Annotated in this window: 27 protein-coding genes and 1 pseudogene; 20 read left to right on the top strand and 8 right to left on the bottom strand. The window is 55.3% G+C overall.

The genetic code is table 11. The features are described 5' to 3' along the window. Positions 1-140: 140 nt before the first annotated feature. Positions 141-458: a hypothetical protein gene (locus NST29_RS09850; RefSeq protein ID WP_033843948.1), complete on the top strand. Its 318-nt coding sequence runs from the start codon at positions 141-143 to the stop codon at positions 456-458. A 153-nt stretch (positions 459-611) separates the two neighbouring features. Next, positions 612-776, top strand: a complete 165-nt coding sequence (locus tag NST29_RS09845) for a hypothetical protein (RefSeq protein ID WP_165570927.1) — start codon at positions 612-614, stop codon at positions 774-776. Positions 777-898: 122 nt separating this feature from the next. On the opposite strand, the gene NST29_RS09840 is transcribed toward NST29_RS09845, so the two are convergent. Further along, positions 899-1,057 (bottom strand): hypothetical protein, encoded by a 159-nt coding sequence (locus NST29_RS09840; protein ID WP_165570926.1) that lies wholly within the window; start codon positions 1,055-1,057, stop codon positions 899-901. 112 nt (positions 1,058-1,169) lie between these two features. On the opposite strand from NST29_RS09840, the gene NST29_RS09835 reads away from it, so the two are divergent. The 3 genes from NST29_RS09835 to NST29_RS09825 all read left to right on the top strand — a co-directional run bounded on the left by NST29_RS09835 (position 1,170) and on the right by NST29_RS09825 (position 3,502). Beyond that, positions 1,170-1,577 (top strand): hypothetical protein, encoded by a 408-nt coding sequence (locus NST29_RS09835; RefSeq protein ID WP_033019945.1) that lies wholly within the window; start codon positions 1,170-1,172, stop codon positions 1,575-1,577. Positions 1,578-1,859: 282 nt separating this feature from the next. After that, positions 1,860-2,570: a purine-nucleoside phosphorylase gene (deoD, locus tag NST29_RS09830; RefSeq protein WP_033843947.1), complete on the top strand. Its 711-nt coding sequence runs from the start codon at positions 1,860-1,862 to the stop codon at positions 2,568-2,570. A gap of 41 nt (positions 2,571-2,611) precedes the next feature. Then, positions 2,612-3,502 carry a M15 family metallopeptidase gene (locus NST29_RS09825; protein WP_033843946.1) on the top strand — a complete coding sequence of 297 codons (891 nt, stop codon included), beginning with the start codon at positions 2,612-2,614 and terminating at the stop codon, positions 3,500-3,502. Between the two features lie 381 nt (positions 3,503-3,883). Here NST29_RS09825 and NST29_RS09820 read toward each other — a convergent pair whose 3' ends face one another. Then, the gene (locus NST29_RS09820) at positions 3,884-4,606 is read right to left on the bottom strand and encodes a class I SAM-dependent methyltransferase (RefSeq protein ID WP_033843945.1); all 723 of its coding nucleotides are present in this window, start codon (positions 4,604-4,606) and stop codon (positions 3,884-3,886) included. A gap of 187 nt (positions 4,607-4,793) precedes the next feature. Here NST29_RS09820 and NST29_RS09815 point away from each other — a divergent pair, with 187 nt between their 5' ends. The 3 genes from NST29_RS09815 (at position 4,794) to NST29_RS09805 (ending at position 6,474) form a co-directional block, all read left to right on the top strand. Next, positions 4,794-5,672, top strand: a complete 879-nt coding sequence (locus NST29_RS09815; RefSeq protein WP_172418547.1) for a cation diffusion facilitator family transporter — start codon at positions 4,794-4,796, stop codon at positions 5,670-5,672. 291 nt (positions 5,673-5,963) lie between these two features. Beyond that, positions 5,964-6,296: a Loki-CTERM sorting domain-containing protein gene (locus NST29_RS09810; RefSeq protein ID WP_231559835.1), complete on the top strand. Its 333-nt coding sequence runs from the start codon at positions 5,964-5,966 to the stop codon at positions 6,294-6,296. A gap of 91 nt (positions 6,297-6,387) precedes the next feature. Next, positions 6,388-6,474: a YjcZ family sporulation protein gene (locus NST29_RS09805; protein ID WP_153017139.1), complete on the top strand. Its 87-nt coding sequence runs from the start codon at positions 6,388-6,390 to the stop codon at positions 6,472-6,474. A gap of 206 nt (positions 6,475-6,680) precedes the next feature. On the opposite strand, the gene NST29_RS09800 is transcribed toward NST29_RS09805, so the two are convergent. Next, positions 6,681-6,848, bottom strand: a complete 168-nt coding sequence (locus NST29_RS09800; RefSeq protein WP_156102723.1) for a hypothetical protein — start codon at positions 6,846-6,848, stop codon at positions 6,681-6,683. Between the two features lie 60 nt (positions 6,849-6,908). Between NST29_RS09800 and NST29_RS09795 the strand changes: the two genes are divergently transcribed. From NST29_RS09795 to NST29_RS09780, 4 genes and pseudogenes are all read left to right on the top strand, one after another. Then, positions 6,909-7,007, top strand: a complete 99-nt coding sequence (locus tag NST29_RS09795; RefSeq protein WP_011231081.1) for a YjcZ family sporulation protein — start codon at positions 6,909-6,911, stop codon at positions 7,005-7,007. A 33-nt stretch (positions 7,008-7,040) separates the two neighbouring features. Continuing rightward, positions 7,041-7,187: a YjcZ family sporulation protein gene (locus NST29_RS09790; protein WP_081897218.1), complete on the top strand. Its 147-nt coding sequence runs from the start codon at positions 7,041-7,043 to the stop codon at positions 7,185-7,187. 108 nt (positions 7,188-7,295) lie between these two features. Continuing rightward, the gene (locus NST29_RS09785) at positions 7,296-7,451 is read left to right on the top strand and encodes a DUF1028 domain-containing protein (protein WP_153017137.1); all 156 of its coding nucleotides are present in this window, start codon (positions 7,296-7,298) and stop codon (positions 7,449-7,451) included. Beyond that, positions 7,438-7,584: pseudogene (locus NST29_RS09780) on the top strand (putative peptidoglycan binding domain-containing protein); the annotation flags it as partial. The gene NST29_RS09785 and the pseudogene NST29_RS09780, both read left to right, overlap by 14 nt. A 126-nt stretch (positions 7,585-7,710) precedes the next feature. Here NST29_RS09780 and NST29_RS09775 read toward each other — a convergent pair. Beyond that, a complete protein-coding gene (locus NST29_RS09775; RefSeq protein ID WP_033019937.1) occupies positions 7,711-9,078 on the bottom strand; it encodes an MATE family efflux transporter in 1,368 nt (455 codons plus the stop codon). Positions 9,079-9,176: 98 nt separating this feature from the next. Then, positions 9,177-10,439: an ATP-binding protein gene (locus tag NST29_RS09770; protein ID WP_033019936.1), complete on the bottom strand. Its 1,263-nt coding sequence runs from the start codon at positions 10,437-10,439 to the stop codon at positions 9,177-9,179. Positions 10,440-10,819: 380 nt separating this feature from the next. Here NST29_RS09770 and ilvA point away from each other — a divergent pair, with 380 nt between their 5' ends. Next, positions 10,820-12,028 (top strand): threonine ammonia-lyase, encoded by a 1,209-nt coding sequence (ilvA, locus tag NST29_RS09765; protein ID WP_033019960.1) that lies wholly within the window; start codon positions 10,820-10,822, stop codon positions 12,026-12,028. A gap of 143 nt (positions 12,029-12,171) precedes the next feature. Here the strand turns inward: ilvA and NST29_RS09760 are convergent, their stop codons facing one another. Continuing rightward, positions 12,172-12,429 (bottom strand): DUF6154 family protein, encoded by a 258-nt coding sequence (locus tag NST29_RS09760; RefSeq protein WP_033019935.1) that lies wholly within the window; start codon positions 12,427-12,429, stop codon positions 12,172-12,174. 138 nt (positions 12,430-12,567) lie between these two features. Between NST29_RS09760 and NST29_RS09755 the strand changes: the two genes are divergently transcribed. Then, the gene (locus NST29_RS09755; RefSeq protein WP_033019933.1) at positions 12,568-13,359 is read left to right on the top strand and encodes a GNAT family N-acetyltransferase; all 792 of its coding nucleotides are present in this window, start codon (positions 12,568-12,570) and stop codon (positions 13,357-13,359) included. A 49-nt stretch (positions 13,360-13,408) separates the two neighbouring features. Here NST29_RS09755 and NST29_RS09750 read toward each other — a convergent pair whose 3' ends face one another. Beyond that, on the bottom strand, positions 13,409-13,543 hold the full coding sequence (locus tag NST29_RS09750) for a hypothetical protein (protein ID WP_268746086.1): 135 nt from the start codon (positions 13,541-13,543) through the stop codon (positions 13,409-13,411). Between the two features lie 6 nt (positions 13,544-13,549). Continuing rightward, complete coding sequence (locus tag NST29_RS09745; protein ID WP_033019930.1) at positions 13,550-13,798, bottom strand: hypothetical protein; 249 nt, start codon at positions 13,796-13,798, stop codon at positions 13,550-13,552. A 381-nt stretch (positions 13,799-14,179) separates the two neighbouring features. Here NST29_RS09745 and NST29_RS09740 point away from each other — a divergent pair, with 381 nt between their 5' ends. The 6 genes from NST29_RS09740 (at position 14,180) to NST29_RS09715 (ending at position 20,523) form a co-directional block, all read left to right on the top strand. Further along, positions 14,180-14,806: a TetR/AcrR family transcriptional regulator gene (locus NST29_RS09740; protein ID WP_033843938.1), complete on the top strand. Its 627-nt coding sequence runs from the start codon at positions 14,180-14,182 to the stop codon at positions 14,804-14,806. 134 nt (positions 14,807-14,940) lie between these two features. Next, positions 14,941-16,083 (top strand): acyl-CoA dehydrogenase, encoded by a 1,143-nt coding sequence (locus NST29_RS09735; RefSeq protein ID WP_033843937.1) that lies wholly within the window; start codon positions 14,941-14,943, stop codon positions 16,081-16,083. A gap of 59 nt (positions 16,084-16,142) precedes the next feature. Next, on the top strand, positions 16,143-17,777 hold the full coding sequence (locus NST29_RS09730) for an AMP-binding protein (RefSeq protein WP_033843936.1): 1,635 nt from the start codon (positions 16,143-16,145) through the stop codon (positions 17,775-17,777). Between the two features lie 64 nt (positions 17,778-17,841). Further along, entirely contained in the window at positions 17,842-19,194 is a 1,353-nt protein-coding gene (locus NST29_RS09725; protein WP_339232090.1) for an acetyl-CoA carboxylase biotin carboxylase subunit, read from the top strand. Between the two features lie 22 nt (positions 19,195-19,216). Beyond that, entirely contained in the window at positions 19,217-19,429 is a 213-nt protein-coding gene (locus NST29_RS09720) for an acetyl-CoA carboxylase biotin carboxyl carrier protein subunit (protein WP_033843934.1), read from the top strand. Between the two features lie 194 nt (positions 19,430-19,623). After that, entirely contained in the window at positions 19,624-20,523 is a 900-nt protein-coding gene (locus tag NST29_RS09715; protein WP_033843933.1) for a hydroxymethylglutaryl-CoA lyase, read from the top strand. The last annotated feature ends 6 nt before the right edge of the window (positions 20,524-20,529 follow it).

The raw sequence follows: 20,529 nt of genomic DNA, 5'->3' as shown, positions 1-20,529 counted from the left end.
TGGGTAGAAGGGCTTTGATTTCGTCCAATGGATATCCTTTCGACAAAAGACGGGCGGTTTTGCTGAAGGAATCGACATTGGCAGTCACCAATAGTATAAGATACAGACGACCGATTTATAGGGGAAAGGAGAGGAAAACGATGGTTCGCTTCTGGGGGAAACGGAGATGGATGAGCAAACGCGTGTACGAGGCCGTCGTTTTTCAAACGCCGCGTTGCGGGGAGCCAAAAGGCTATCGGCAAGTGTGCCGGCTGACGGTGACGGCATCAAGCCACGATGAGGCGCTGTCGATCATCTATCGGACGTTCAATGTTGCCGACTTGATGCCGAAACATTGCCAAGCCCGATTTATGGGGACGGGGGATATCGTCTTGATTGATGAAGGGCGGAAAGGACAAACGTACTATCGCCTTTGTCCTGACGGCTGGAAACGAGTCGAACGTCAAGCGGTTTGTTGACGGAATATTCATATTGAACGCTAAGACGATTGTTGACGGAATATTCAAAAAGATAGTCGCCTGCTGCGAGCGAAAATGGTATAATAAAAGAAAAATGTCGAATAAAGCCCGGCGCTTTAGGGAACGGATAAGAAAGGAAAGGGGGCGAAGGCGATGGAATTTCGCCGTCAGCGGCGTGACGTGCCGACAGTGGCGCCGGGCATCGACGACGACGAGGAGCTGAACGAACCGGCGACGAAAGAAGAGATCGAGCGCGGGGACTATACGAGAGTCGTCACGCTCGCCTGGGATGAAACCGAACCGGCGGAATCGCAATAGGGGCCGACCGGAAAGGCGACCTCCCCTCAAGAAAGACACGATTGTGGCAAGGAAGCGGCTGGTGCTTCTATATAGCGATGAGAGAGGGTGTCCCAGTCCTTTTAGGACACCTCCGCGGTTGGCTATGATTCTGGATGCTGGTGATGACCCGGCCCGTTTTTCCGGCCGCCGGCGGCGGAGTACTCTTTGGCGTGCGCGGCGTCTTCAGCGATTAACGCTTCCTTTGGGATATGGTTGTTCTTTTTCTGCCCGTTGATGCGATTGCGGTGCTTTTTGCCCATTGTTTTCCCTCCTTGAACCGTTGTCATTGGTAGTGTATGCGGGCTGGCGGCGGTTCATCGGCGGAAAATGTTTGCAGGCGGGCGCGCAAAAAAGAAGGAAGGGGACGAAACGATGACCGCACTAGCGTTATCGCTGCTATTATGCGGTGCTTTGATCGCAGGGTTGCTTTGGCTGAAAGGGCAAGTCGAGCGGGTGTTGTTCCGCTGGAGGAACGTTCCGTTTCTCCATGCCGTCAATATTGTCGTCATCGCTGCTGTCGTCGCGGCTTCGTATTACCGGTGGAGCGGCATCGGCATTTATTTGCGCGACTTGGCGGACATCAGCGGTTTTTGGTACGTGTTCGCCGGTGCGATGCAGCTTGTCTTGCCCCTTTACTTGTTTGCCTGCTGGCTCGCTGCTAGATGGCGCGAGCGCGAGAAAAAATATACGCGCAGCGAAGACAAAAAAGTGCTGTATATTAACGAACGATATTTGGCGCGCCGTCATCGCGGCGATGACCGTCGTTCCAAAACATCTTGAAAAAGGGAGAGCGGCTCTCCCTTAAAATTTTGTCTTTCCCTTTTTGGATGTCGATGGTTGGTTGTTCGATTTGGATGACGGATTGGTTTTGTTGGCGTATTCAACGGCTTGCTCCAGTTTCTTTTTCATCGTTCCTGCCCCTCCTTTCCCGCTGATGCCGGCCTTCATCGTGTGCCCGCCCGCCGCTGTCGCTACTCTCAACGAGGACTGCCATTTTTCGCAAAGATGTGATATGATAAACGAGAGCATCGACTGATGAGATCATCAAAAGGAGGAATTCCGTTGAGCGTCCACATCGGAGCAAAACAAGGGGAAATTGCGGAGCGCATTTTGTTGCCGGGCGATCCGCTGCGCGCCAAATACATCGCGGAAACGTTCCTTGAGGGAGCGGTATGCTATAACGAAGTGCGCGGCATGCTCGGGTTTACGGGCACGTACAAAGGGCACCGCATTTCAGTGCAAGGAACGGGCATGGGTGTTCCTTCCATTTCCATTTATGTCAACGAGCTCATTCAAAGCTATGGGGTGAAAACGCTCATCCGCGTTGGAACGTGCGGGGCAATTCAGCCGGATGTGCGCGTGCGCGACGTCATTTTGGCGATGAGCGCTTCGACCGATTCGAACATGAATCGGCTCATTTTCCGCGGCCGCGATTATGCGCCGACCGCTGACTTTCAGTTGCTGAGGGCCGCCTATGACGCGGGCGTTGAAAAAGGGCTGGCGCTCAAAGTCGGCAATGTGTTTACCGCTGATATGTTTTACAACGATGAGCCGAACTGGGAAACGTGGGCTCGCTATGGCGTCTTGGCGGTCGAGATGGAGACGGCGGCGCTCTATACGCTGGCGGCCAAGTTCGGTTGCCGCGCGCTGTCTGTGCTGACTGTGAGCGATCATATTCTCACCGGTGAGGAAACGACCGCCGAAGAACGGCAAACGACGTTTCATGATATGATGGAAGTAGCACTGGAGGCCGCCATCCGCAGCGGCGTGTGATGAGGTGTGGAAGCGGCCTCGAACGAAAAGGGGAAAAATCGATGAAACAGCCATGGCAAGCGGCAATGCTGGCGTGCTTATTGCTCGCCGGCTGTCAAGCAGGGGAAAGCGCCGATCACCACACGGCCGGCTCGTCGGGACAGCCGCCGGTGAGTGCGGCGCCGAGCGATCGATCAGGGGAAACGCCAGACGGCCCAAAAAGCCCACCAAACGGCGGGACGCCGCCGGCAGCGAATGGCGGTCAGCCGGGGGCATCCTCACATTCCCCTCATCCGGCCGCTCCTGACTTGCAGCTTGAGGAGAAATATTGGAATGTCGTCAAAGTGCAAAACGGACAAAAAGTGATCATGAATCCGGACAACATTTTGGTGCTTGTCAATAAAGAGCAGTCGCTTCCACCGGGCTATAAGCCGGCCGATTTAGTGGCGCCGCGCGTGCCGTTTTCCTTTGCCGACCCGAAGGCGGAAAAGCGGTATATGCGAGCGGAAGCGGCGGCGGCCTTGGAGGAAATGTTTGCCGCCGCCCGCCGTACCGGCGTAGAGCTGGTGGCTGTGTCCGCCTATCGGTCGTATGAGCGGCAGCAGGAGATTTTTGCTGCAGAAGTGCGGAAAAAAGGTGAGAAACAAGCGGTTCAAGCTGTCGCCCACCCGGGGCAAAGCGAACATCAGACTGGTTTGGCTGTGGACATTAGCAGCCGTTCGGCCGGTTATCAGCTGACGGCGGCGTTCGGCGCGACCAAAGAAGGGAGATGGGTTGCCGCCCATGCGCACGAGTACGGGTTTATCATCCGCTATCCGAAAGAAAAGGAAGCGGTGACCGGTTACGAGTATGAACCTTGGCACATCCGTTATGTCGGGAAAAAGGCAGCAGCGGTGATGAAAAAGCGCGGCTTGACGCTCGAAGAATATTTTCGAATGGTGAAAAAAGTGTAGCCAGCCGCGGTGGAGATGTCTAGGAGGATGGGAATTTCATCCTAGATACGGGTTTGCCATGTTATTTCCTTACATCACCGCCCTTCCAGAACCGGTCGCGTTTGGCGTGTGAATTCACGAAAAAGGGGTTCCGCTCATGGCGGAACCTCTTTCTTTTTCGCGCTGATCAGCGGTGGAGAGCTCTTTGGCGCCTCTTGAGCCCAAACGCCGCGGCAGCGCCGGTGTCAGGTGGCGGCGCGCGTCGGCTAGAGAGGCGCCGCCGTTTTGACCGATCCGGCATCGCGGGAAACGGCTGTACAGCGCGTTCTTTTCCTCTCCCCTTGCTGCTTGACGTCTCCGCTGTCGCGGGCAGCGCAGCATGGGCCTTCGCGCGCAGGTCGTTCATTGGGAGAGAGCGTCGGAAAGCGGCTTTTCACACCAAAAAAGGCAATAGCCAAGCCGATCGCCAAATTGAGCGGTCAACTGTTGATGCGTCTGCCATATGCGTTCCGCTTCTGGCGCCGGCGGAAAGGCGATCATGATCGGGGCAGCGTTGGGCGGCGCTTCTGCTGCCGCTGCATAGGAAAAATGCCGGCAACGGAATTCGCTCTGACGAAGCGCCTCTTTCCATTCCGCCGGCGTCAACAGCTGCCTAAAGCCGTAAAAGGCGGCGATGCGTTGCTGTTCGGCGGCTGACAGCCGTTGATGGCAGGCTTCAATGCCGATGAATGTGCCGCCTTGTTTCAGCACGCGCCGGATTTCGGCGAGCGCTTCTTTTAGGGACACGAAGGCGAGCACCGATTCAGAAAGAACGAGATCAAACGTTTCAGCAGGAAACGGCAGCGCTTCGACGGATGCGCGCTGCAGCTGGACGGGAACTTTCAGGGCGGCGAAGCGCTGTTGGGCCTTGGCGATCATCGTCGGATGGAGGTCAATGGCGGCAACGTCCGCCCGATACTGCTTGGCGATATACGCGGCTGTCTGACCGGTTCCGCACCCGACATCGAGCACGGATGTGGCGCGGTCAATATTAAGTTTACGTAAGATTTGTTTTGTTAACTCAAAGCCGCCGGGATGGGCACCGTCAATTCCCATGTCCGCCAGCCAATCCAAGTACGAAGGCATCGACTTCCTTCCTTTCGCTTCGATTTAGTTTATCATACGCCGGCGCCCTTCTTTTTGCCTTTAGGAAAAAAAGTTTGCTTGTCTTTATACTTGTGCAGCAAGGAAATTTTCTTGCTGTAGACCCAACCGCCTCTCAGCTGGTACACTGATACATGCAACGATCAGATTCGTTAGGTTGGTGAAGGATATGGAATGGAAACAGCGGCCCGAGGCTGGGGCGTTCTTGAGCATCGTCGTCTATCTTTTGCTTGCCGCCGGCAAGCTGCTGGTTGGGGAGGCGGCCGGTTCGGATGGACTGAAAGCCGATGGTTGGAATAATTTCAGCGACATCATTGCTTCTTTGGCTGTTTATGTCGGCATGAAAATCGCCAGAAAACCGCGCGATTGCAACCACCCGTACGGACACTCGCGCGCGGAGAACATCTCTTCCCTACTGGCCGCCTTTTTGATGATGTCGATTGGCATCGATGTCATTGCCGGCGGCGCCCGCTCGCTGTTTCAAGAGGAAACAACGGCGGTGCCCGATCCGTTGGCCGCGGCGGCCGCTGCTGTTTCAGCGGCGCTGATGACGGGCATTTACGCCATCAATCGGCGGCTCGCCCGCCAGACGAACAGCGCGGCGCTGGCGGCGGTGGCAAAAGACAATTTGTCGGACGCGCTCGTAAGCGTCGGGGCGGCCGTGGGTGTCATCGGCGCCCGCTTCGAATGGCCGTGGCTCGATCCATTGGCGGCGCTCGTCATCGGCGCGGTCATTTGCAAGACGGCATGGGACGTGTTTGTCGATACGGCGCATACGCTGACGGACGGTTTTGATGAGCGGAAGCTCGCGGTGTATAGAGACGAAATCGCCGCGGTTGGCGGCGTTCGCGATGTCGCCGATATTAAAGCTCGCTTGCTTGGCAATGAGGTGGTGCTCGAAGTCACGATTCGCGTCGACTCGCACTTGACGGTGGCGAAAAGCCATGAGATCGCCGACGAGGTGGAGCGCTTAATGAAAAAGCGCCACAACATCCAAGCTACGCACGTTCACGTTGAGCCGCAATCGCGCGCAGAACGGCAAGGTTAGATCAGGCCGGACGGTTTGTCTATCGCTTCCGCTACGGTTGGCGGCGCTCCCTTGAAGAGAAAAAAAGGAAAAGGCACGGATCCGAACGAGAAAATGGTGGCGGCGAAGCTCGGGTGGTGATGGAAAATCGTCCGTTGGCGCGCCGCGGCCTAGTAGAAGCCATCCTCGCCTTTGACGACTAGTTTTTTCGCAACCAGCAAACAGATTAGAACGGTTTATGACAGAAAGGACGTCAATGGATGGCGATGCAACAACACTTTCATCCGGCAGTCGATGAGGCATACAGGCGCTATGCGCCGGCGGGCAACCGGTCCATGCTGGCTCCATTTCACCGCCGCATCCCAACCGGATTTAGAGCGCCTTCTCTCGTCATGGTCGCTCCACCCGTTCGCCCAAAAACGGCTGATCGATGGAACGGACATCCCAACCGTCGAGAGCGTCATTTTTTTACCGATGATGTTTATGGCCAGCGTCTATGGCATGAATTTTACGTTCATGCCGGAGCTGAAATGGAGATACGGTTATCCGCTCGCATTGCTCCTTATGGCCACTGTCGCCGCGCTCATCGCCCTCTATTTCAAACGAAAAGGCTGGTGGGGGGAGACGGGAACGACAGAAAAATAAGGGTTTTGCCGGAAAAATGGGCATTTGCCCGGCCATTTGGGCGGGCGGGCGCATATGATGGTCCCGTCAATCCATAAGGGAGGTGCCCGCCATGAGCGGTTTTGTCAGCAGCGGTTATACACTTGTGATCGTCTTGTTTATTTTATTGATTATTGTCGGTTGTGCTTGTGTCGGTTGATAAGCGGCAACATGGAAAAACAGAAACGTTTCATGGGCAGCGCGATCTGCCCTTCACCCATGGATGAAAATCCCACGCCAGTTCGGCATTTTCACGGAAAACAGGTCAACAGCGCGGCCAAGCAAAGCCGCAAGGAAGCGGGGACGGGTGCCGCCCCGTTTTGTTGTGGCCTGCCGGACTTTTGTATAGATAAAATTAGGCAGGGGCTATATAGGAAGCGAAATTCGCTGCAAGCGTAACGGCGGCCCGGTGGACGGGCCGTCTTTCTTATTGCCATGGGCGGCAAATGACGCTCGATCTTGGGCAATGCTCTTTTGCTTGGAAATGTTTTCCTCGTCGCCATGCGCGACAAATACCCATTTTTGCTGAAACACCTAACCATTTCCTGATTTTTGAATAGTCTACTAGTACAAAAACGAAGGAGGTGCTGGCAAATGGGTGCAGCTTACGGCGGCGGATTTGCGCTGATCGTCGTTCTGTTCATCTTGTTAATTATTGTTGGATGCGCATGTATCGGTGGTTGGGTCTATTGATGAGCTCCACCTGCTAGCAAGGAGGTGACGAAAATGCCATACGGCTTCTACGGGGGCTGGGGCTGCGGTGGCTACGGCTTTGGCTATCCTAGCTACGGCTATCCTGGCTACGGCTATGGGTTCGTGTTGATCGTCGTCTTGTTTATTTTGCTCATTATCGTCGGAGCCACTTGGTGCTAAGCGGATGATGAGCAAGCGAGGGGGAAGCGGCCGGACAACGGCAGCTTTCCCCTTTTGTCATAGGCAGGAAGGTCGAGGGGGAGAGAAGAATTTGTAAGAAGAAGCAAAATGCAACACAACGTGGAGGGTGAGAACATGAAACGCATTCCGAAAGACGTAGTGGCGACGTTTTCGATTGTCGCCTTTGATCCGGCGACGGGGGAGCTCGGCATCGCTGTTCAGTCAACATTTTTAGGTATCGGCGGCGTGCGCAGCGGACGATGAGGCGCTCCATCAGGCACTGACGACGTATATACATACGGAAAATTTTGAGGAGCGCGAGCTGGAAAAGGGAAAGATCGACCTTGACGTGCTCGCCTATATGAAACAACAGCCGTCGCCAAAGGCGGCGGACTAAACAACAGCCGGTTGTCAACCGGAACGTTTGGCGGCTTGTCCGTTTTGACATCGTCGCAATGAAGGATGCCCCGAATGATGGGCATCCTTCGCTTTGTTGATAGGCCGCGGCCCGGGCGCCTCTGCCTTACGAGGCGAGCGGCGTGCGCCGATTTCCGTGGCGGCGCCAGACGGCCCGCAGGCGGAAGCTGAGAAAGAGCGCCCCGGCAGCCAATCCGGCGATGAGGCCGATCCAGTAGCCAAACGCCCCGGCGTCAGTCAGCGAGGCGAGCGCCCAGCCGACCGGAAGCCCGATCCCCCAGTAGGCGAGCAGGGCGGACCAAAATACCGCCTTGACCTCTTTATAGCCGCGCAGCGCTCCTTGAATGGGAGCGGCGATCGCATCGGAAAATTGGAAGAAAATAGCGTACAACAAAAACGTTTTTGTCAACGCTGCTACGGTCGGATCGTTGGTGTACAGCTGCGCGATGCTGCCGCGGAAAACAAACAGAAGCAGGGCGGCAGCGGCGGCGACTGACAACGAGAGGCCAAGGCCAATCAGGCAATATTGCTTTGCTGCTTCTTCGCGTTTCGCTCCCGCCTCGAAACCGACGGCGATCGTCAGCGCTGTCGACAAGCTGAGCGGGATCATATACAGCAAGGACGCGAAATTCATCGCGCTTTGGTGAGCGGCGACAGTTTCCGCGCCAAATCGCCCGACTAGGAGCGTCACAGCAGCAAAAATGCTCGTTTCAAAAAAGATGGCTGCCCCGATCGGAGCCCCCGTTTTAAGCAGCTCTTTCCACGCGGCCCATGAAGGCCGATAAAAACGAGCGAGCACGCGGTATCGCGACAAGCGGCGAAACTTCAGAGCGGCGAAGGCGGCGGCTGCAAAACAGTACGCGTACGTTATCGCCGTTGCATAGCCGGTGCCGACGCCGCCAAGGCGAGGAAACCCGAAATGCCCGTAAATGAACAGCCAGTTAAACAAAACGTTTATCGGCAGAGCCGTGAGCGTAATCCACATTGTCACTTTCGTCTGCCCAAGCGCATCGATCCAATGGCGCAGCGCCGAATAAAGAAAAAGCGGGATGATTCCCAACGACAAGGCCAGCAAATAATGAGCGGCAATGAATTGAACATGTGTTGCCAAGGTCATGGACCGTAAGACGAGCGGAACCACGCCGGCGCCGACGAGAACGATGATCACAGCGAGCGCAGCCGCCAAATAAAGCGCTTGTGTGACAATGTGGGCGATGTCTTCGTGGCGTCCGGCCCCGAAGTGCTGGGAAACGATCGGAGACAACGCGAGCAAAATGCCGCCGATGCCGGTAAATACCGGCACCCACAAACTTGAGCCGATCGCCACGCCGGCCAAATCTTCCGCGCTCGCGTGTCCCGACATCGCGACATCAGCCACGTTCATCATGTACTGACCGGCCTGGGAAACGAAAATAGGAAGAAACAAAGCGAACAAACGTCGCCATTTGTGATCTACGGGAACCGATGCTGCCATGATGACCCTCCTTTCCGTCTGTGAAAAAACGGAACATTGTGCGAAATCCTCCATGTTCCCGATCTCTCGAGCGCGGCCGCAGCCCGTCGCGAAACGGGTTAGGGCGAAAAAAACGGCGGCCGGTTGTGAAGCGGAAATTCGATCATAAAGCATGTCCCCGCCGGGCTGCTTTGCACTTTCATCGTTCCGCGGTGCAATTCAACAATTTTTTTGGACAGCGATAAGCCGAGTCCTGTTCCTGTTTCTTTCGTTGAAAAAAACGGGTCAAAAATATGGCCGATGACCGACGGAGGAATGCCGGGCCCGTCGTCGCAAAAGCTCAGCTGAACGAGATGAGGCCTTTTCCGGCTGCGAATCGTGACGTTCATCGTTTTGTTCACTTTCGCCTCAATCGCGTTGCGAAACAAGTTTAAAAATACTTGTAAAAGCTGGCGGCGGTCGCCGTTCATTTCGTAGTCGTCAAGCTGTCCATCGAGATCAAAATGGACGTTCACGTGATGGAGCAGCGCTTCGCTTTGCAAGAGAATGCCAACATCTTCGCGCAAAAAACGGTGCAAATGGAAAGTTTCCATTTTGACATCGGCCGGTTTGGCGATGTTTAAAAAATCTGTAATAATGCCGTTGGCCCGATCAAGCTCAGGGATGAGAAGGCGTTCGACGAGCGAGGCCATTCGGTCAGGCAAGTCGTGTTTCAACAGCTGCAAGTAGCCGCGCACGGTCGTCAACGGGTTGCGAATTTCGTGGGCGATGCCCGCCGCGATCCGCCCGGCGACCGCTAATTTTTCCGTCTCTTTCATCATGCTGAGCGACTGGAACACACTGATGACCCGTTTGATCGATCCGTCATCGTTATAAATAAAGCGGGTGTTGACGATGCCGTAAAAACGATCAAGCACCTCATAGTTGTAAAGCGGCTCGCGTTTCTCGAGCGAGTGGATCGTTGCAATCAATTCATCGGGCAGCTTCAGCAGCTCGCGAATATGTTTGCCGATGATCGCGTCGCGGTCGACGCCGGTGTCTGCCGCTGCCTGCAAATTGCAAAGCGTGATGATGCCGCGCTCATCGACGAAAACAATATGATGCGGGACCAAGTCAAGCAGCGGTGTCAAAAACGCTTCTATTTTTTCAAACGGCACGTCGCGGTACAGGTCGATGTCCCACCGCCATTCCGCCTCTTTTTGCGGAATCGGAGGAATGAAGACAAGGTGCGGTTGGCCGGCCCCCCGCTTTTTTTCGATCGTGACCCCATTTTCGTAGTCGACGAATGTGAACGGAAACGGAAGCTGCTCCATGAGCCGCTCATAGGCGCGCAGCTTCCGCTCCAGTTCGTTGATGCGCTGGCTTGCCCATTGGTCATTCATGCTTTCAAACCCCTTAGCCAAACATGGTTTCGCGTTCCGCATTCCCTTCTTCCATATTAGCAAATTCCGCTCTATTTGCCTATTCGAAAACGGACTTTCTTAAAAAATAAAACTATGTTCTAAATAATCAATGAAACTGAACCTCAAACTAACTACAGGGATGTGAAGCGGTGAGCCGTTTACGGTATAATCATGGTGGGCGGAGGCGTTCGCAGCTTGTTTTCGGCGCAGCGCTGCGGGAAGCGGTCGGTCTTTTTGCCTGCGCGCTCGTGTTGAGATCGAAAAACTGTGCCGCCGGGGGCAAGCGATGGAAGCGCCTTCGCACCATGCGGCGGAAAAAAAGACGGCTCGCCGGAGTAGAAAGAAAGGATGGTTTCTTGATGTTAACGCTAAAAGACATTGAACAAGCGAGGGCGAAAATGAAAGGTATCGTTCACGAAACGCCCTTGGAGCATTCGCAAACGTTCAGCCGGCTGTCCGGCAATGAGGTATACATGAAGCTGGAAAATTTGCAAAAGACCGGTTCGTTTAAAGTGCGGGGGTCGTTCAACAAAATCATGTCGCTGACCGATGAAGAGCGAGCGCGCGGCGTCATCGCCGCCTCGGCCGGCAACCACGCTCAAGGGGTGGCCTATGCGAGCAGCATGCTCCATATTCCGTGCACGATCGTCATGCCAAAAGGGGCGCCGCTCAGCAAAATCGAAGCGACGAAAAGCTATGGGGCGGAAGTGGTTTTGCATGGCGATGTGTTCGATGAATCGCTTGAGTATGCGCTCGAGCTGCAGCGCAAGCGGGGCATGACGTTTGTTCATCCGTTTGACGATTTGGCCGTCATCGCCGGCCAAGGAACGATCGGCTTAGAGTTGATTGAGCAGCTGCCTGATGTGGATGTTGTCCTTTGTCCGGTCGGCGGCGGCGGATTGCTTGCGGGGCTGGCGTTTACGTTAAAACAGCTGAAGCCGTCAATTGACGTGTACGGTGTCGAGTCGTCGGCTTGCCCGGGCATGACGGCGGCCATCCGCCATAAACAGCCGGTCGCCATCGCCGCCTCCGATACGATCGCTGATGGCATCGCGGTGAAAAAGCCAGGCAATCTTACGTACCAATATATCGAACAATACGTCGATGGGGTCGTTTGCGTGGAAGAGGCGGAAATTTCACGGACGATGCTTTACTTGCTGGAACGGAACAAGCTGCTTGTCGAAGGTTCGGCCGCTTGCCCGGTAGCGGCATTGTTATATCAAAAGCTGCCGTTTCGCGGCAAAAAAGTCGCCGCTGTGCTCAGCGGCGGCAACGTCGATGTAACGCTGATTTCCCGCATCATTGAGCGGGGGCTGGTCGAAGCCGGGCGATTCGTTACGTTTACAACGGTCATCTCCGACAAGCCTGGCCAGTTGAACAAACTGCTGCGCATTATTGCGGAGCTCGAGGCGAACGTTATGTCCATTCATCATCAGCGCATCGGCGCCAAAGTGCTGCCGGGTCAGGCGGAAATTCACTTTTCGCTCGAGACGAAAAACGAAGACCATATTCAGCAAATTTACCAAGTGCTGTTGAAAAAAGGATATGATGTGCAATTTTCCCGTTGAATCGGCCGCGCGAAGATCGTACGCCCCCTTTGTTCGAACGGGCGGTTGTGCCTGAAACCGTCCCGAGCAGGCGCTAAAGCGTCTCCGCTAGGGCGGCTGCCCCGGTCAGATGATGCCGTCTGTACCGAGGGACAGCCGCTTTTTCAATGCACGCCCGGCACATGTTGCGGCCGCGTCGCGCCGAGGCCTTCGCTGGCCATTTTCGCTTTCAAGCTTTCGAATACGTACAAACCAAACATTCCAAGCAGCTCTTCATCGCTCATCTCATTGATCAGCTTGAGCACATGGCGGCGGTCAAGCTCGTCTAAAATCGACATCGCCACCGCTTCGGCGTCTTCTTCATCTCCGGTCAGCCGGTCTTTGTAATAGTCGTACAGATCGTCGATCAACTTCATACGCATGCCCGCCCCTGCTTGTGAAGGGCGGACTTCCTCCTTTTCTTCGCAGTTGGCCGAGGCTGGCCGTGTTTTTGGCCATTGACAACGGATATATGCTATCGTACCATGGAAAAAATATCATTCGAAAGGCGGGGGAGCGTCATGATTCGTCGGTTAACGAAGGAAGACCATGAGCCAGTGTTTTTATTTTTACAGCAAGACCCGTCGTTCAACTTGTTTATTATCGGCGATATTGAGTCATTCGGCTATGACGCCGATTTTCAGGCTGTCTGGGGGCAGTTTGACGGCAACGGCTCGCTGAAGGCGGTGCTGCTCCGTTATTACGATTCCTACATTCTGTACGCGCCTGGCGATTTTGATGCCGATGGCTTTGCTCGTCTCATCCGCGAGACGGCCGGCTCGTCTTTGTCCATTCAGCTGTCCGGCAAAGAGGAAGTTGCTAGGCAATTCGAAGGGCGGCTGCCGCTTGGGACGAAGCGAACGCTTTACTTTTGCGAGTGCCGGACGGATGAATACGCCCGCCAAGAAAACGGGGCGTTCGCCGTCAAGAAAGCCGGATGGGCCGATGTCGACCGGATTCTCGACTTGCGGGGCCGCATTGCCGAATTTGAGACGAGGCCGTCATCCCGCGATATGCTGGTGAAAGGGATGGAAACGAATTCAGCGAGAACGTATTATATTGAACAAGATGGCAAGATGGTGGCGGCGGCATCGACAACGGCGGAAAATTCGCTGTCGGCGATGATCGTCGGCGTCTGCACCGATCCGGAACATCGAGGAAAAGGGTACGCGAGCGCCATCGTGGCGAAGCTCGTTTGCGATTTGTTTGCTGAAGGGAAGATGCCGTGCCTGTTTTACGACAATCCAGCCGCCGGGCGCATTTACCACCGCCTTGGGTTTCGCGATATCGGGCTGTGGGCGATGTACCGCTAGCAACGAAAAGCGGAAACCAGCTTGCTTCTGCGCAGAAGCAAGCCGGCGTTTATTGTCCGTCTGCGCCGTTCGGCGTGCCGCGGCGGATGTGCTGATCGCCGCGCTCCCGCATCGCTTTCGCCTTGTCGTTGACGAGCTGTTTTTGGTCAACGATGGAAGAAGGTGTTTGTTTTTTGTTCGCCATATGGAATCACCCCAATGGAGACGATTTAGCGCGCTGAATGAACATATCCGCATCTTCGATCAGCCCGCAGACGCCGCATTGGACGCGGTAGCTCGGGCCGCGATACGGGAGATGGAACGGTTCGAGCGCTTCGTTTGTGTATTCATGCTCAATGTCGCCGGTGTGCGGGTCGAGCTTGACCGCCCGCGGGTGTTGCTCGATGAGGTGAAAGCGCGTCCGGTTCGTTTTGCAGTTTGGACATAGCATCGGTTCCAAGCGAAACCACCTCCGGTTTTATCTTTTGGAAAAACGGTCGTGATTATGTACGGAGCGACCGCTTTCTTTTTGCTTGTGCGGCTAGAAGGCTGGTGAAAAACGGTTGTTTCTGTTGAGCAATGAGGGATCATTTGAAAGGAGATCCTAAGGCGACAAGGCTTTTCTATTGGAGAAACGGGCTTGGTAAGCAGCTTGCTCCCTTCAATCATCGGTCTCCTAGAAGAGGCATCTTGCCCGATGCGGAGGCGGCGAAAGACGCTTCGCTTTTGGGCGCCGAACGATTTTTGTTGACAATGACAGCCCGAGTCGAGTATCTTAATAAACAAGAAGAAGATTTTGCTTTTTCCGAAATGTTTTACAGCTCAGACGAAGGAGACTGTTATGGCAGAGAAACCGCTTCGAGACCGCATTATCGACACCGCGCTTCATTTGTTTGAAAAGTACGGCTACCACGGCGTGACGGTCGATCGCATCGTTGCCGAAAGTGACACGTCCAAAGGCGGGTTTTACCATAATTTTAAATCGAAAGACGAGTTGCTGTACCATATTCATGACGTCTTTATTACGTATGCGCTGACCAAAGCGCAGGAGGCGTATGAAAGCTGTTCAACGCCGACCGAGCGCTTGTACGCCATCGTTCAGTCATTTGTAAAAGTTTTTCATTTATATAAACCACATATTACCGTCTTTTATCAGGAAAGCACGTACTTAAAACCGGAATATGCTGAACCGATCAATGAAAAGCGCGAAGAGTTTAAACAAATTATTTTTCGCGTCATCCGCGAGGGGATTGAAGCCGAGGAATTTCGTCCGGAACTGTCGGTGGAAATTGCCGGCATGTCGATCATCGGCATGGTCAACTGGACGTACAAATGGTACAATCCGGACGGTCCGCTGTCGATTGAGGAGATCGCGGCGTATTTCGCTGACTTCATTTTGCATGCGGTGCTCCGCACACCGGAGAACCCAACAGCGGCGCGGTTTTTGTTGCCGCCCGCCGCGGAATGATCCGCGCACCGCTTACAGACCAACTAGTCGGTTTTGAAAGCGTTTTTACTGCGGTGCTTGCGGCTACGTCGTTTGCACAAAACCGACTAGTCGGTTTAAACTTATAGAACACTTTTATGGGGGAGAGGGACAAGATGGATTTTTCATTAACAAAAGAGCAACAAATGATTAAAGAAATGGTTCGCGACTTTGCCGAGAAGGAAATTGCCCCATACGCGGCGAAATGGGATGAAGAGGCGCATTTTCCGCTGCATGTGTTCCGCAAGATGGGCGAGCTCGGGCTGTTGGGCCTGCCGTTTCCGGAAGAATACGGCGGCGCCGGGGGCGATACGATTTCGTACGCCATCGCCGTTGAGGAAATCGGCCGCGCCTGCGGCGGCACCGGGCTAAGCTACGCGGCCGCTGTGTCGCTTGGGGCGAGTCCGATTTATTACTTTGGAACAGAGGAGCAGAAACAAACGTGGCTCGTGCCGATGGCCAAAGGAGAGACGCTTGGCGCTTTTGGGCTCACCGAGCCGAACGCCGGGTCCGACGCTGGCGGCACGCGCACAACGGCGGTGCTCGACGGCGATGAATATGTCATTAACGGCGAAAAATGCTGGATCACGAACGCCCAATACGCGCGGCAAGTCATTGTCACCGCTGTGACAGGCAAAGATGCGCGCGGCAAAAACATCATCACCGCTCTCATCGTGCCAACTGACTCCCCAGGATTTACAATCCGTTCGAGTTACGACAAGATGGGCGTGCGCGCGTCCAATACGTGTGAGCTTGTTTTCGAGAACGTCCGCGTGCCGAAAGAAAACGTCTTAGGCGACCCGCAAAAAGGGTTTAACCAGTTTTTGTACACGCTTGATGGCGGCCGCATTTCGATCGCCGCTTTAGCCGTCGGCATCGCGCAAGCGGCGTTTGAGAAAGCGCTTCAATATGCGAAAGAACGCATTCAGTTTGGCCAGCCGATTTCCAAGTTTCAAGCGATTCAGTTTAAGCTCGCTGACATGGCGATGGAAATTGAGCTTGCCCGCAATATGGTGTACAAGGCGGCTTGGTTGAAAGATCAAGGGAAACCGTTTACAAAAGAAGCGTCGTTCGCCAAGCTGTTCGCGTCGGAAATGGGGTTTCGCGTCTGCAATCAGGCGATCCAAATTCACGGCGGCTATGGTTACATGAAAGAGTACGGCGTTGAGCGCCATTTGCGGGATATCAAGCTCATGGAAATCGGCGAAGGCACATCGGAAATTCAACGGCTCGTCATCGCTCGCCAACTCGGATGCTAAAAGCGGAACGATGCGCATATCCATAACAGTGAATTCGGACAAAGGGGAGGAGAAGGCCGATGTTGACGGTGACGGTGGGGAAATTGTTGGAAGAGAGGGCCAGGCAATATGCGGATCGCGAGGCGGTCGTGTACGCCGACCGCAACTTGCGTCTGACGTATCAACAGTTGAACGACTATTGCCGCCTCGTCGCGCGCGGCTTGATGCGGCTTGGCATCGAAAAAGGGGAGCATGTCGCCATTTGGGCGACGAACGTTCCGGAATGGATCGCTTGCCAGTTTGCGACCGGGAAAATGGGGGCGGTGTTGGTGACGGTCAATACGAACTACCGCGCGGCCGAGCTTGAGTATTTGCTTCGCCAGTCCGATTCGACGACGCTCTTTTTGATTGAGCAATATCGCGACTCGTCGTATATCGATATTTTATATGAAATCGTTCCCGAATTGCGCACGTCGGCGCCCGGACAGCTGCAATCGAAACGGCTGCCGAAGCTGAAAAACGTGGTTTTTCTTGGCGACAAACGGTACCCGGGCATGTTTACATGGAACGACATCTTGGCGATGGCGCACGACGTGTCAGAAGAAGAGCTCGATGAACGGATGGCGAGCCTCGACCCACACGATGTGATCAACATGCAATACACGTCCGGGACGACCGGATTCCCGAAAGGGGTCATGTTGACGCATTACAACGTCGTCAACAACGCTCACCAAGTCGCGCAATGCATGGGACTTGGCGAAGGAGACCGCCTTTGCATCCCCGTGCCGTTTTTCCACTGCTTCGGTTGCGTGATGAGCACGTTGGCTTGCGTGACGGTCGGGGCGACGATGGTGCCGGTTGTCGAGTTTCATCCGAAGCGGGTGCTCCAGACGGTGGCGGCGGAACGGTGCACGGCGCTCCACGGCGTGCCGACGATGTTTATCGCCGAACTGAACGACCCGGATTTCGACCAATACGATTTGTCATCATTGCGCACCGGCATTATGGCCGGCTCCCCTTGCCCGGTCGAAGTGATGAAGGGGGTCATCGAAAAAATGGGGATGACAGACATTACGATCGCCTACGGGCAGACGGAAGCGTCGCCGGTCATCACGCAAACGCGCACCGACGATCCGCTTGAGCTGCGCGTCGAAACGGTCGGCCGCGCCTTGCCGGGCGTGGAAGTGAAAATCGTCGAGCCGGGCACGAACAGGGAAGTGCCGCGCGGCGTGCAAGGGGAGCTGTGCACGCGCGGTTATCATGTCATGAAAGGATATTACAACAACCCGGAAGCGACCAACGAAGCGATCGACGCAGATGGCTGGCTGCATACCGGCGATTTGGCGACGATGGATGAGAACGGTTACTGCCGCATCACCGGCCGGCTGAAAGATATGATCATCCGCGGCGGGGAGAACATTTATCCGCGCGAAATCGAGGAGTTTTTGTACAAACATCCGAAAATTTTGGACGTTCAAGTCGTCGGCGTGCCCGATGAAGTGTACGGCGAAGAAGTGATGGCGTGGATCATCTTAAAGGACGGGGAAACAGCGACAGCCGAGGAAATTCGCGAGTTTTGCCGCGGCAACATCTCCCGCCATAAAATCCCGCGCTACATCGAATTTACCGACTCATACCCGATGACAGCGTCCGGGAAAATTCAAAAATTCAAGCTGCGAGAAATGGCGAAACAGCGCCTCGGCTTGACGACGTAACCCGCCGCGCCGGGCGGACGAAACCGCCCGGCGGCATTCTCAGTTTTCGTGAAAGGGTGAGACCATGTTTTCGAAAGTGTTGATTGCCAACCGCGGCGAAATTGCCGTCCGCGTCATCCGCACGTGCCAAAAGCTCGGCATCCGAACGGTCGCCGTCTACTCGGAAGCGGACGCCGATTCACTCCACGTCAAGCTGGCGGATGAGGCATATTTGATCGGCAAGCCGCGCGTGGCGGAAAGCTATTTAAATATCGAAAAAATCATTGAGGTTGCCAAAGCGGCGAAAGCAGAGGCGATCCATCCCGGCTACGGGCTGCTCTCGGAAAACCAGGCGTTCGCCCGCCGCTGTGAGGAGGAAGGAATCGTCTTTATCGGCCCGAAGGCGGACGTCATTGCCGCGATGGGCAGCAAAATCGAAGCGCGGCGGACGATGGAAAAAGCCGGCGTCCCGATCGTTCCAGGCGTCACGTTTGCGTTGGACAGCCCCGATGCGGCGGCGGAGGCGGCGGCTTCGATTGGGTATCCGGTCATGCTGAAGGCATCAGCCGGGGGCGGCGGCATCGGCATGCACATCGCCCGCGACGAAGCGGAGCTGCGCCAAGCGTTTGAAGGGAGCCAAAAGCGGGCCGCTTCGTTTTTCGGCGATGGGACGATGTACATTGAAAAATATATTGAACGCCCGCGCCATATTGAAATTCAGCTGCTCGCCGATGGGCGCGGCAACTGCGTTTACTTATGGGAGCGCGAATGCTCGATCCAGCGCCGCCACCAAAAAGTGGTGGAGGAAGCACCGTCGCCGTTTTTGGATGAAGAAACGCGGCGGAAGATGGGGGAAGCCGCCGTGCGCGCCGCCCGTTACATCGGCTATGCGAACGCCGGCACGATGGAATTTTTGGTCGACGAACAAAAACGCTTTTATTTTCTTGAAATGAACACCCGGCTGCAAGTCGAGCACCCGGTGACGGAAGAGATCACCGGCATCGACATCGTCGAAGAGCAGCTGCGCATCGCCGCCGGCGCGCCGCTCCGCTATCAGCAGGAAGCCATTCGCCGCGACGGGCACGCCATTGAAGTGCGCATTTATGCCGAAGACCCGAACACGTTTTACCCGTCGCCCGGCCGTATTACGGCGTTTTCGGCTCCGCAGGGCGAATGGATTCGTCATGAAACAGCGGTTCAAAGCGGCATCACGGTCACGCCGTTTTACGACCCGATGATCGCGAAGTTGATTGCGAAAGGTCCGGATCGACAAACGGCGATTGAACGCTTGCTCGGCGCGCTTCGCGACTATCGGGTCGAAGGGATTAAAACGAACATTCCGCTGCTGGAAGCCGTATTGTCCCATCCGGCGTTCCGTGCCGGGGATACGACGACCGATTTTCTCGCCAACTATTGGCAGCCAACGAAAACAAAATGAAGCAGAAACGGAGGAAGAAACGATGAAGCAAGTTGCCGCCACGATGGCCGGAAGCGTCTGGAAGATTGTCGTTACCGTCGGTGACCGCGTTGAAGAAGGGCAAGACGTCGTCATTTTGGAATCAATGAAAATGGAAATTCCAGTTGCCGCTGAGACGTCTGGGGTTGTGAAGCACATTCATGTGCAAGAAGGAGATTTCGTGAACGAAGGCGACGTGCTCGTTGAGATCGAGTAGGGAAGCAGACGGTTCCGCCAACAGGTAGCGTCCAACGTTTTATGAAAACTCCACACCGACCCCATTGAGCATCAAGGGGGATGGGGAGAGCCGGATTCGTCCTTGACTAACACCCGCCAACGATAAGGGAAGGGAGCCGTTTGACACGGTCAACGACAAAACGGCGGAGATGAAGCGAAAAGGGGGAGCAGCGCATGAGCCGATGGCCGGCGAAGGTGACGATCAAAGAAGTCGGCCCGCGCGACGGCCTGCAAAACGAAGCAGCGCCGATCGCAACCGCCGATAAAATCGCTTGGATCAACCTATTGTCAGAAACGGGGCTGTCGTACATTGAGGTGACTTCCTTCGTCCATCCGAAATGGATTCCGCAGCTCGCCGATGCTGCCGAAGTCGCAGCCGGCATCCGCCGCAAAGACGGCGTCACGTATGCGGCGCTCGTCCCGAACGAAAAGGGGCTTGAGCGGGCGCTTGGCGCTGGGGTGGATGAAGTCGGCGTCTTCATGTCAGCGAGCGAAACGCACAACGAAAAAAACATTAACAAAACGATCGCCGCCACGTTTCCGGTGCTTGAAGCGGTTGTGAAGACGGCAAAACAAGCCGGAAAAACGGTGCGCGGCTACGTCTCGACCGTGTTTGGCTGCCCGTATGAAGGGGCGGTCCCCGTCGATCAAGTGCTCACGGTCGCCGACCGGCTGCTGGTGATGGGGGTTGACGAACTGTCGCTTGGCGATACGATCGGCGTGGCGACGCCCAAACAAGTCGAAGAGGTGCTTGCCGAGGTGCTCCGCCGTTTTCCGGTTGATCGGATCGCGATGCATTTCCATGACACGAGAGGGACGGCGCTCGCCAATATTGTAGTGTCAATGGAAATGGGGATTACGACGTTTGACAGCTCGCTCGGCGGCCTCGGCGGCTGCCCGTACGCCCCAGGGGCATCGGGAAACGTCGCCACCGATGATTTAGTGTATATGCTTCATGGCATGGGGATTGACACCGGCATCGATGTCGAGCGGCTGACGAAAGCGGCTTTGTTTATCCGCGACAAAATCGGCCGCCCGCTTCCGAGCCGCTATTTGCAAACGGTTCGATCATAGGGGGGA

The organism is Geobacillus sp. FSL W8-0026, from assembly GCF_037966255.1.
GTDB lineage: Bacteria > Bacillota > Bacilli > Bacillales > Anoxybacillaceae > Geobacillus > Geobacillus icigianus.
This window is presented reverse-complemented; position numbering and strand designations above follow the sequence as displayed.

Bases quoted from the DNA above. Each gene is read 5' to 3' on its own strand.
- NST29_RS09750 (WP_268746086.1), bottom strand. From the start codon at position 13,543: ATGGCGAACAAAAAACAAACACCTTCTTCCATCGTTGACCAAAAACAG.
- NST29_RS09725 (WP_339232090.1), top strand. From the start codon at position 17,842: ATGTTTTCGAAAGTGTTGATTGCCAACCGCGGCGAAATTGCCGTCCGC.
- NST29_RS09820 (WP_033843945.1), bottom strand. From the start codon at position 4,606: ATGCCTTCGTACTTGGATTGGCTGGCGGACATGGGAATTGACGGTGCC.
- NST29_RS09790 (WP_081897218.1), top strand. From the start codon at position 7,041: ATGCCATACGGCTTCTACGGGGGCTGGGGCTGCGGTGGCTACGGCTTT.
- NST29_RS09795 (WP_011231081.1), top strand. From the start codon at position 6,909: ATGGGTGCAGCTTACGGCGGCGGATTTGCGCTGATCGTCGTTCTGTTC.
- NST29_RS09845 (WP_165570927.1), top strand. From the start codon at position 612: ATGGAATTTCGCCGTCAGCGGCGTGACGTGCCGACAGTGGCGCCGGGC.
- NST29_RS09760 (WP_033019935.1), bottom strand. From the start codon at position 12,429: ATGCGTATGAAGTTGATCGACGATCTGTACGACTATTACAAAGACCGG.
- NST29_RS09840 (WP_165570926.1), bottom strand. From the start codon at position 1,057: ATGGGCAAAAAGCACCGCAATCGCATCAACGGGCAGAAAAAGAACAAC.
- NST29_RS09825 (WP_033843946.1), top strand. From the start codon at position 2,612: ATGAAACAGCCATGGCAAGCGGCAATGCTGGCGTGCTTATTGCTCGCC.
- NST29_RS09805 (WP_153017139.1), top strand. From the start codon at position 6,388: ATGAGCGGTTTTGTCAGCAGCGGTTATACACTTGTGATCGTCTTGTTT.
- NST29_RS09755 (WP_033019933.1), top strand. From the start codon at position 12,568: ATGATTCGTCGGTTAACGAAGGAAGACCATGAGCCAGTGTTTTTATTT.
- NST29_RS09715 (WP_033843933.1), top strand. From the start codon at position 19,624: ATGAGCCGATGGCCGGCGAAGGTGACGATCAAAGAAGTCGGCCCGCGC.
- ilvA (WP_033019960.1), top strand. From the start codon at position 10,820: ATGTTAACGCTAAAAGACATTGAACAAGCGAGGGCGAAAATGAAAGGT.
- NST29_RS09775 (WP_033019937.1), bottom strand. From the start codon at position 9,078: ATGGCAGCATCGGTTCCCGTAGATCACAAATGGCGACGTTTGTTCGCT.
- NST29_RS09785 (WP_153017137.1), top strand. From the start codon at position 7,296: ATGCAACACAACGTGGAGGGTGAGAACATGAAACGCATTCCGAAAGAC.
- NST29_RS09735 (WP_033843937.1), top strand. From the start codon at position 14,941: ATGGATTTTTCATTAACAAAAGAGCAACAAATGATTAAAGAAATGGTT.
- NST29_RS09770 (WP_033019936.1), bottom strand. From the start codon at position 10,439: ATGAATGACCAATGGGCAAGCCAGCGCATCAACGAACTGGAGCGGAAG.
- NST29_RS09730 (WP_033843936.1), top strand. From the start codon at position 16,143: ATGTTGACGGTGACGGTGGGGAAATTGTTGGAAGAGAGGGCCAGGCAA.
- NST29_RS09740 (WP_033843938.1), top strand. From the start codon at position 14,180: ATGGCAGAGAAACCGCTTCGAGACCGCATTATCGACACCGCGCTTCAT.
- NST29_RS09810 (WP_231559835.1), top strand. From the start codon at position 5,964: ATGCGCCGGCGGGCAACCGGTCCATGCTGGCTCCATTTCACCGCCGCA.
- NST29_RS09850 (WP_033843948.1), top strand. From the start codon at position 141: ATGGTTCGCTTCTGGGGGAAACGGAGATGGATGAGCAAACGCGTGTAC.
- NST29_RS09815 (WP_172418547.1), top strand. From the start codon at position 4,794: ATGGAATGGAAACAGCGGCCCGAGGCTGGGGCGTTCTTGAGCATCGTC.
- NST29_RS09720 (WP_033843934.1), top strand. From the start codon at position 19,217: ATGAAGCAAGTTGCCGCCACGATGGCCGGAAGCGTCTGGAAGATTGTC.
- NST29_RS09835 (WP_033019945.1), top strand. From the start codon at position 1,170: ATGACCGCACTAGCGTTATCGCTGCTATTATGCGGTGCTTTGATCGCA.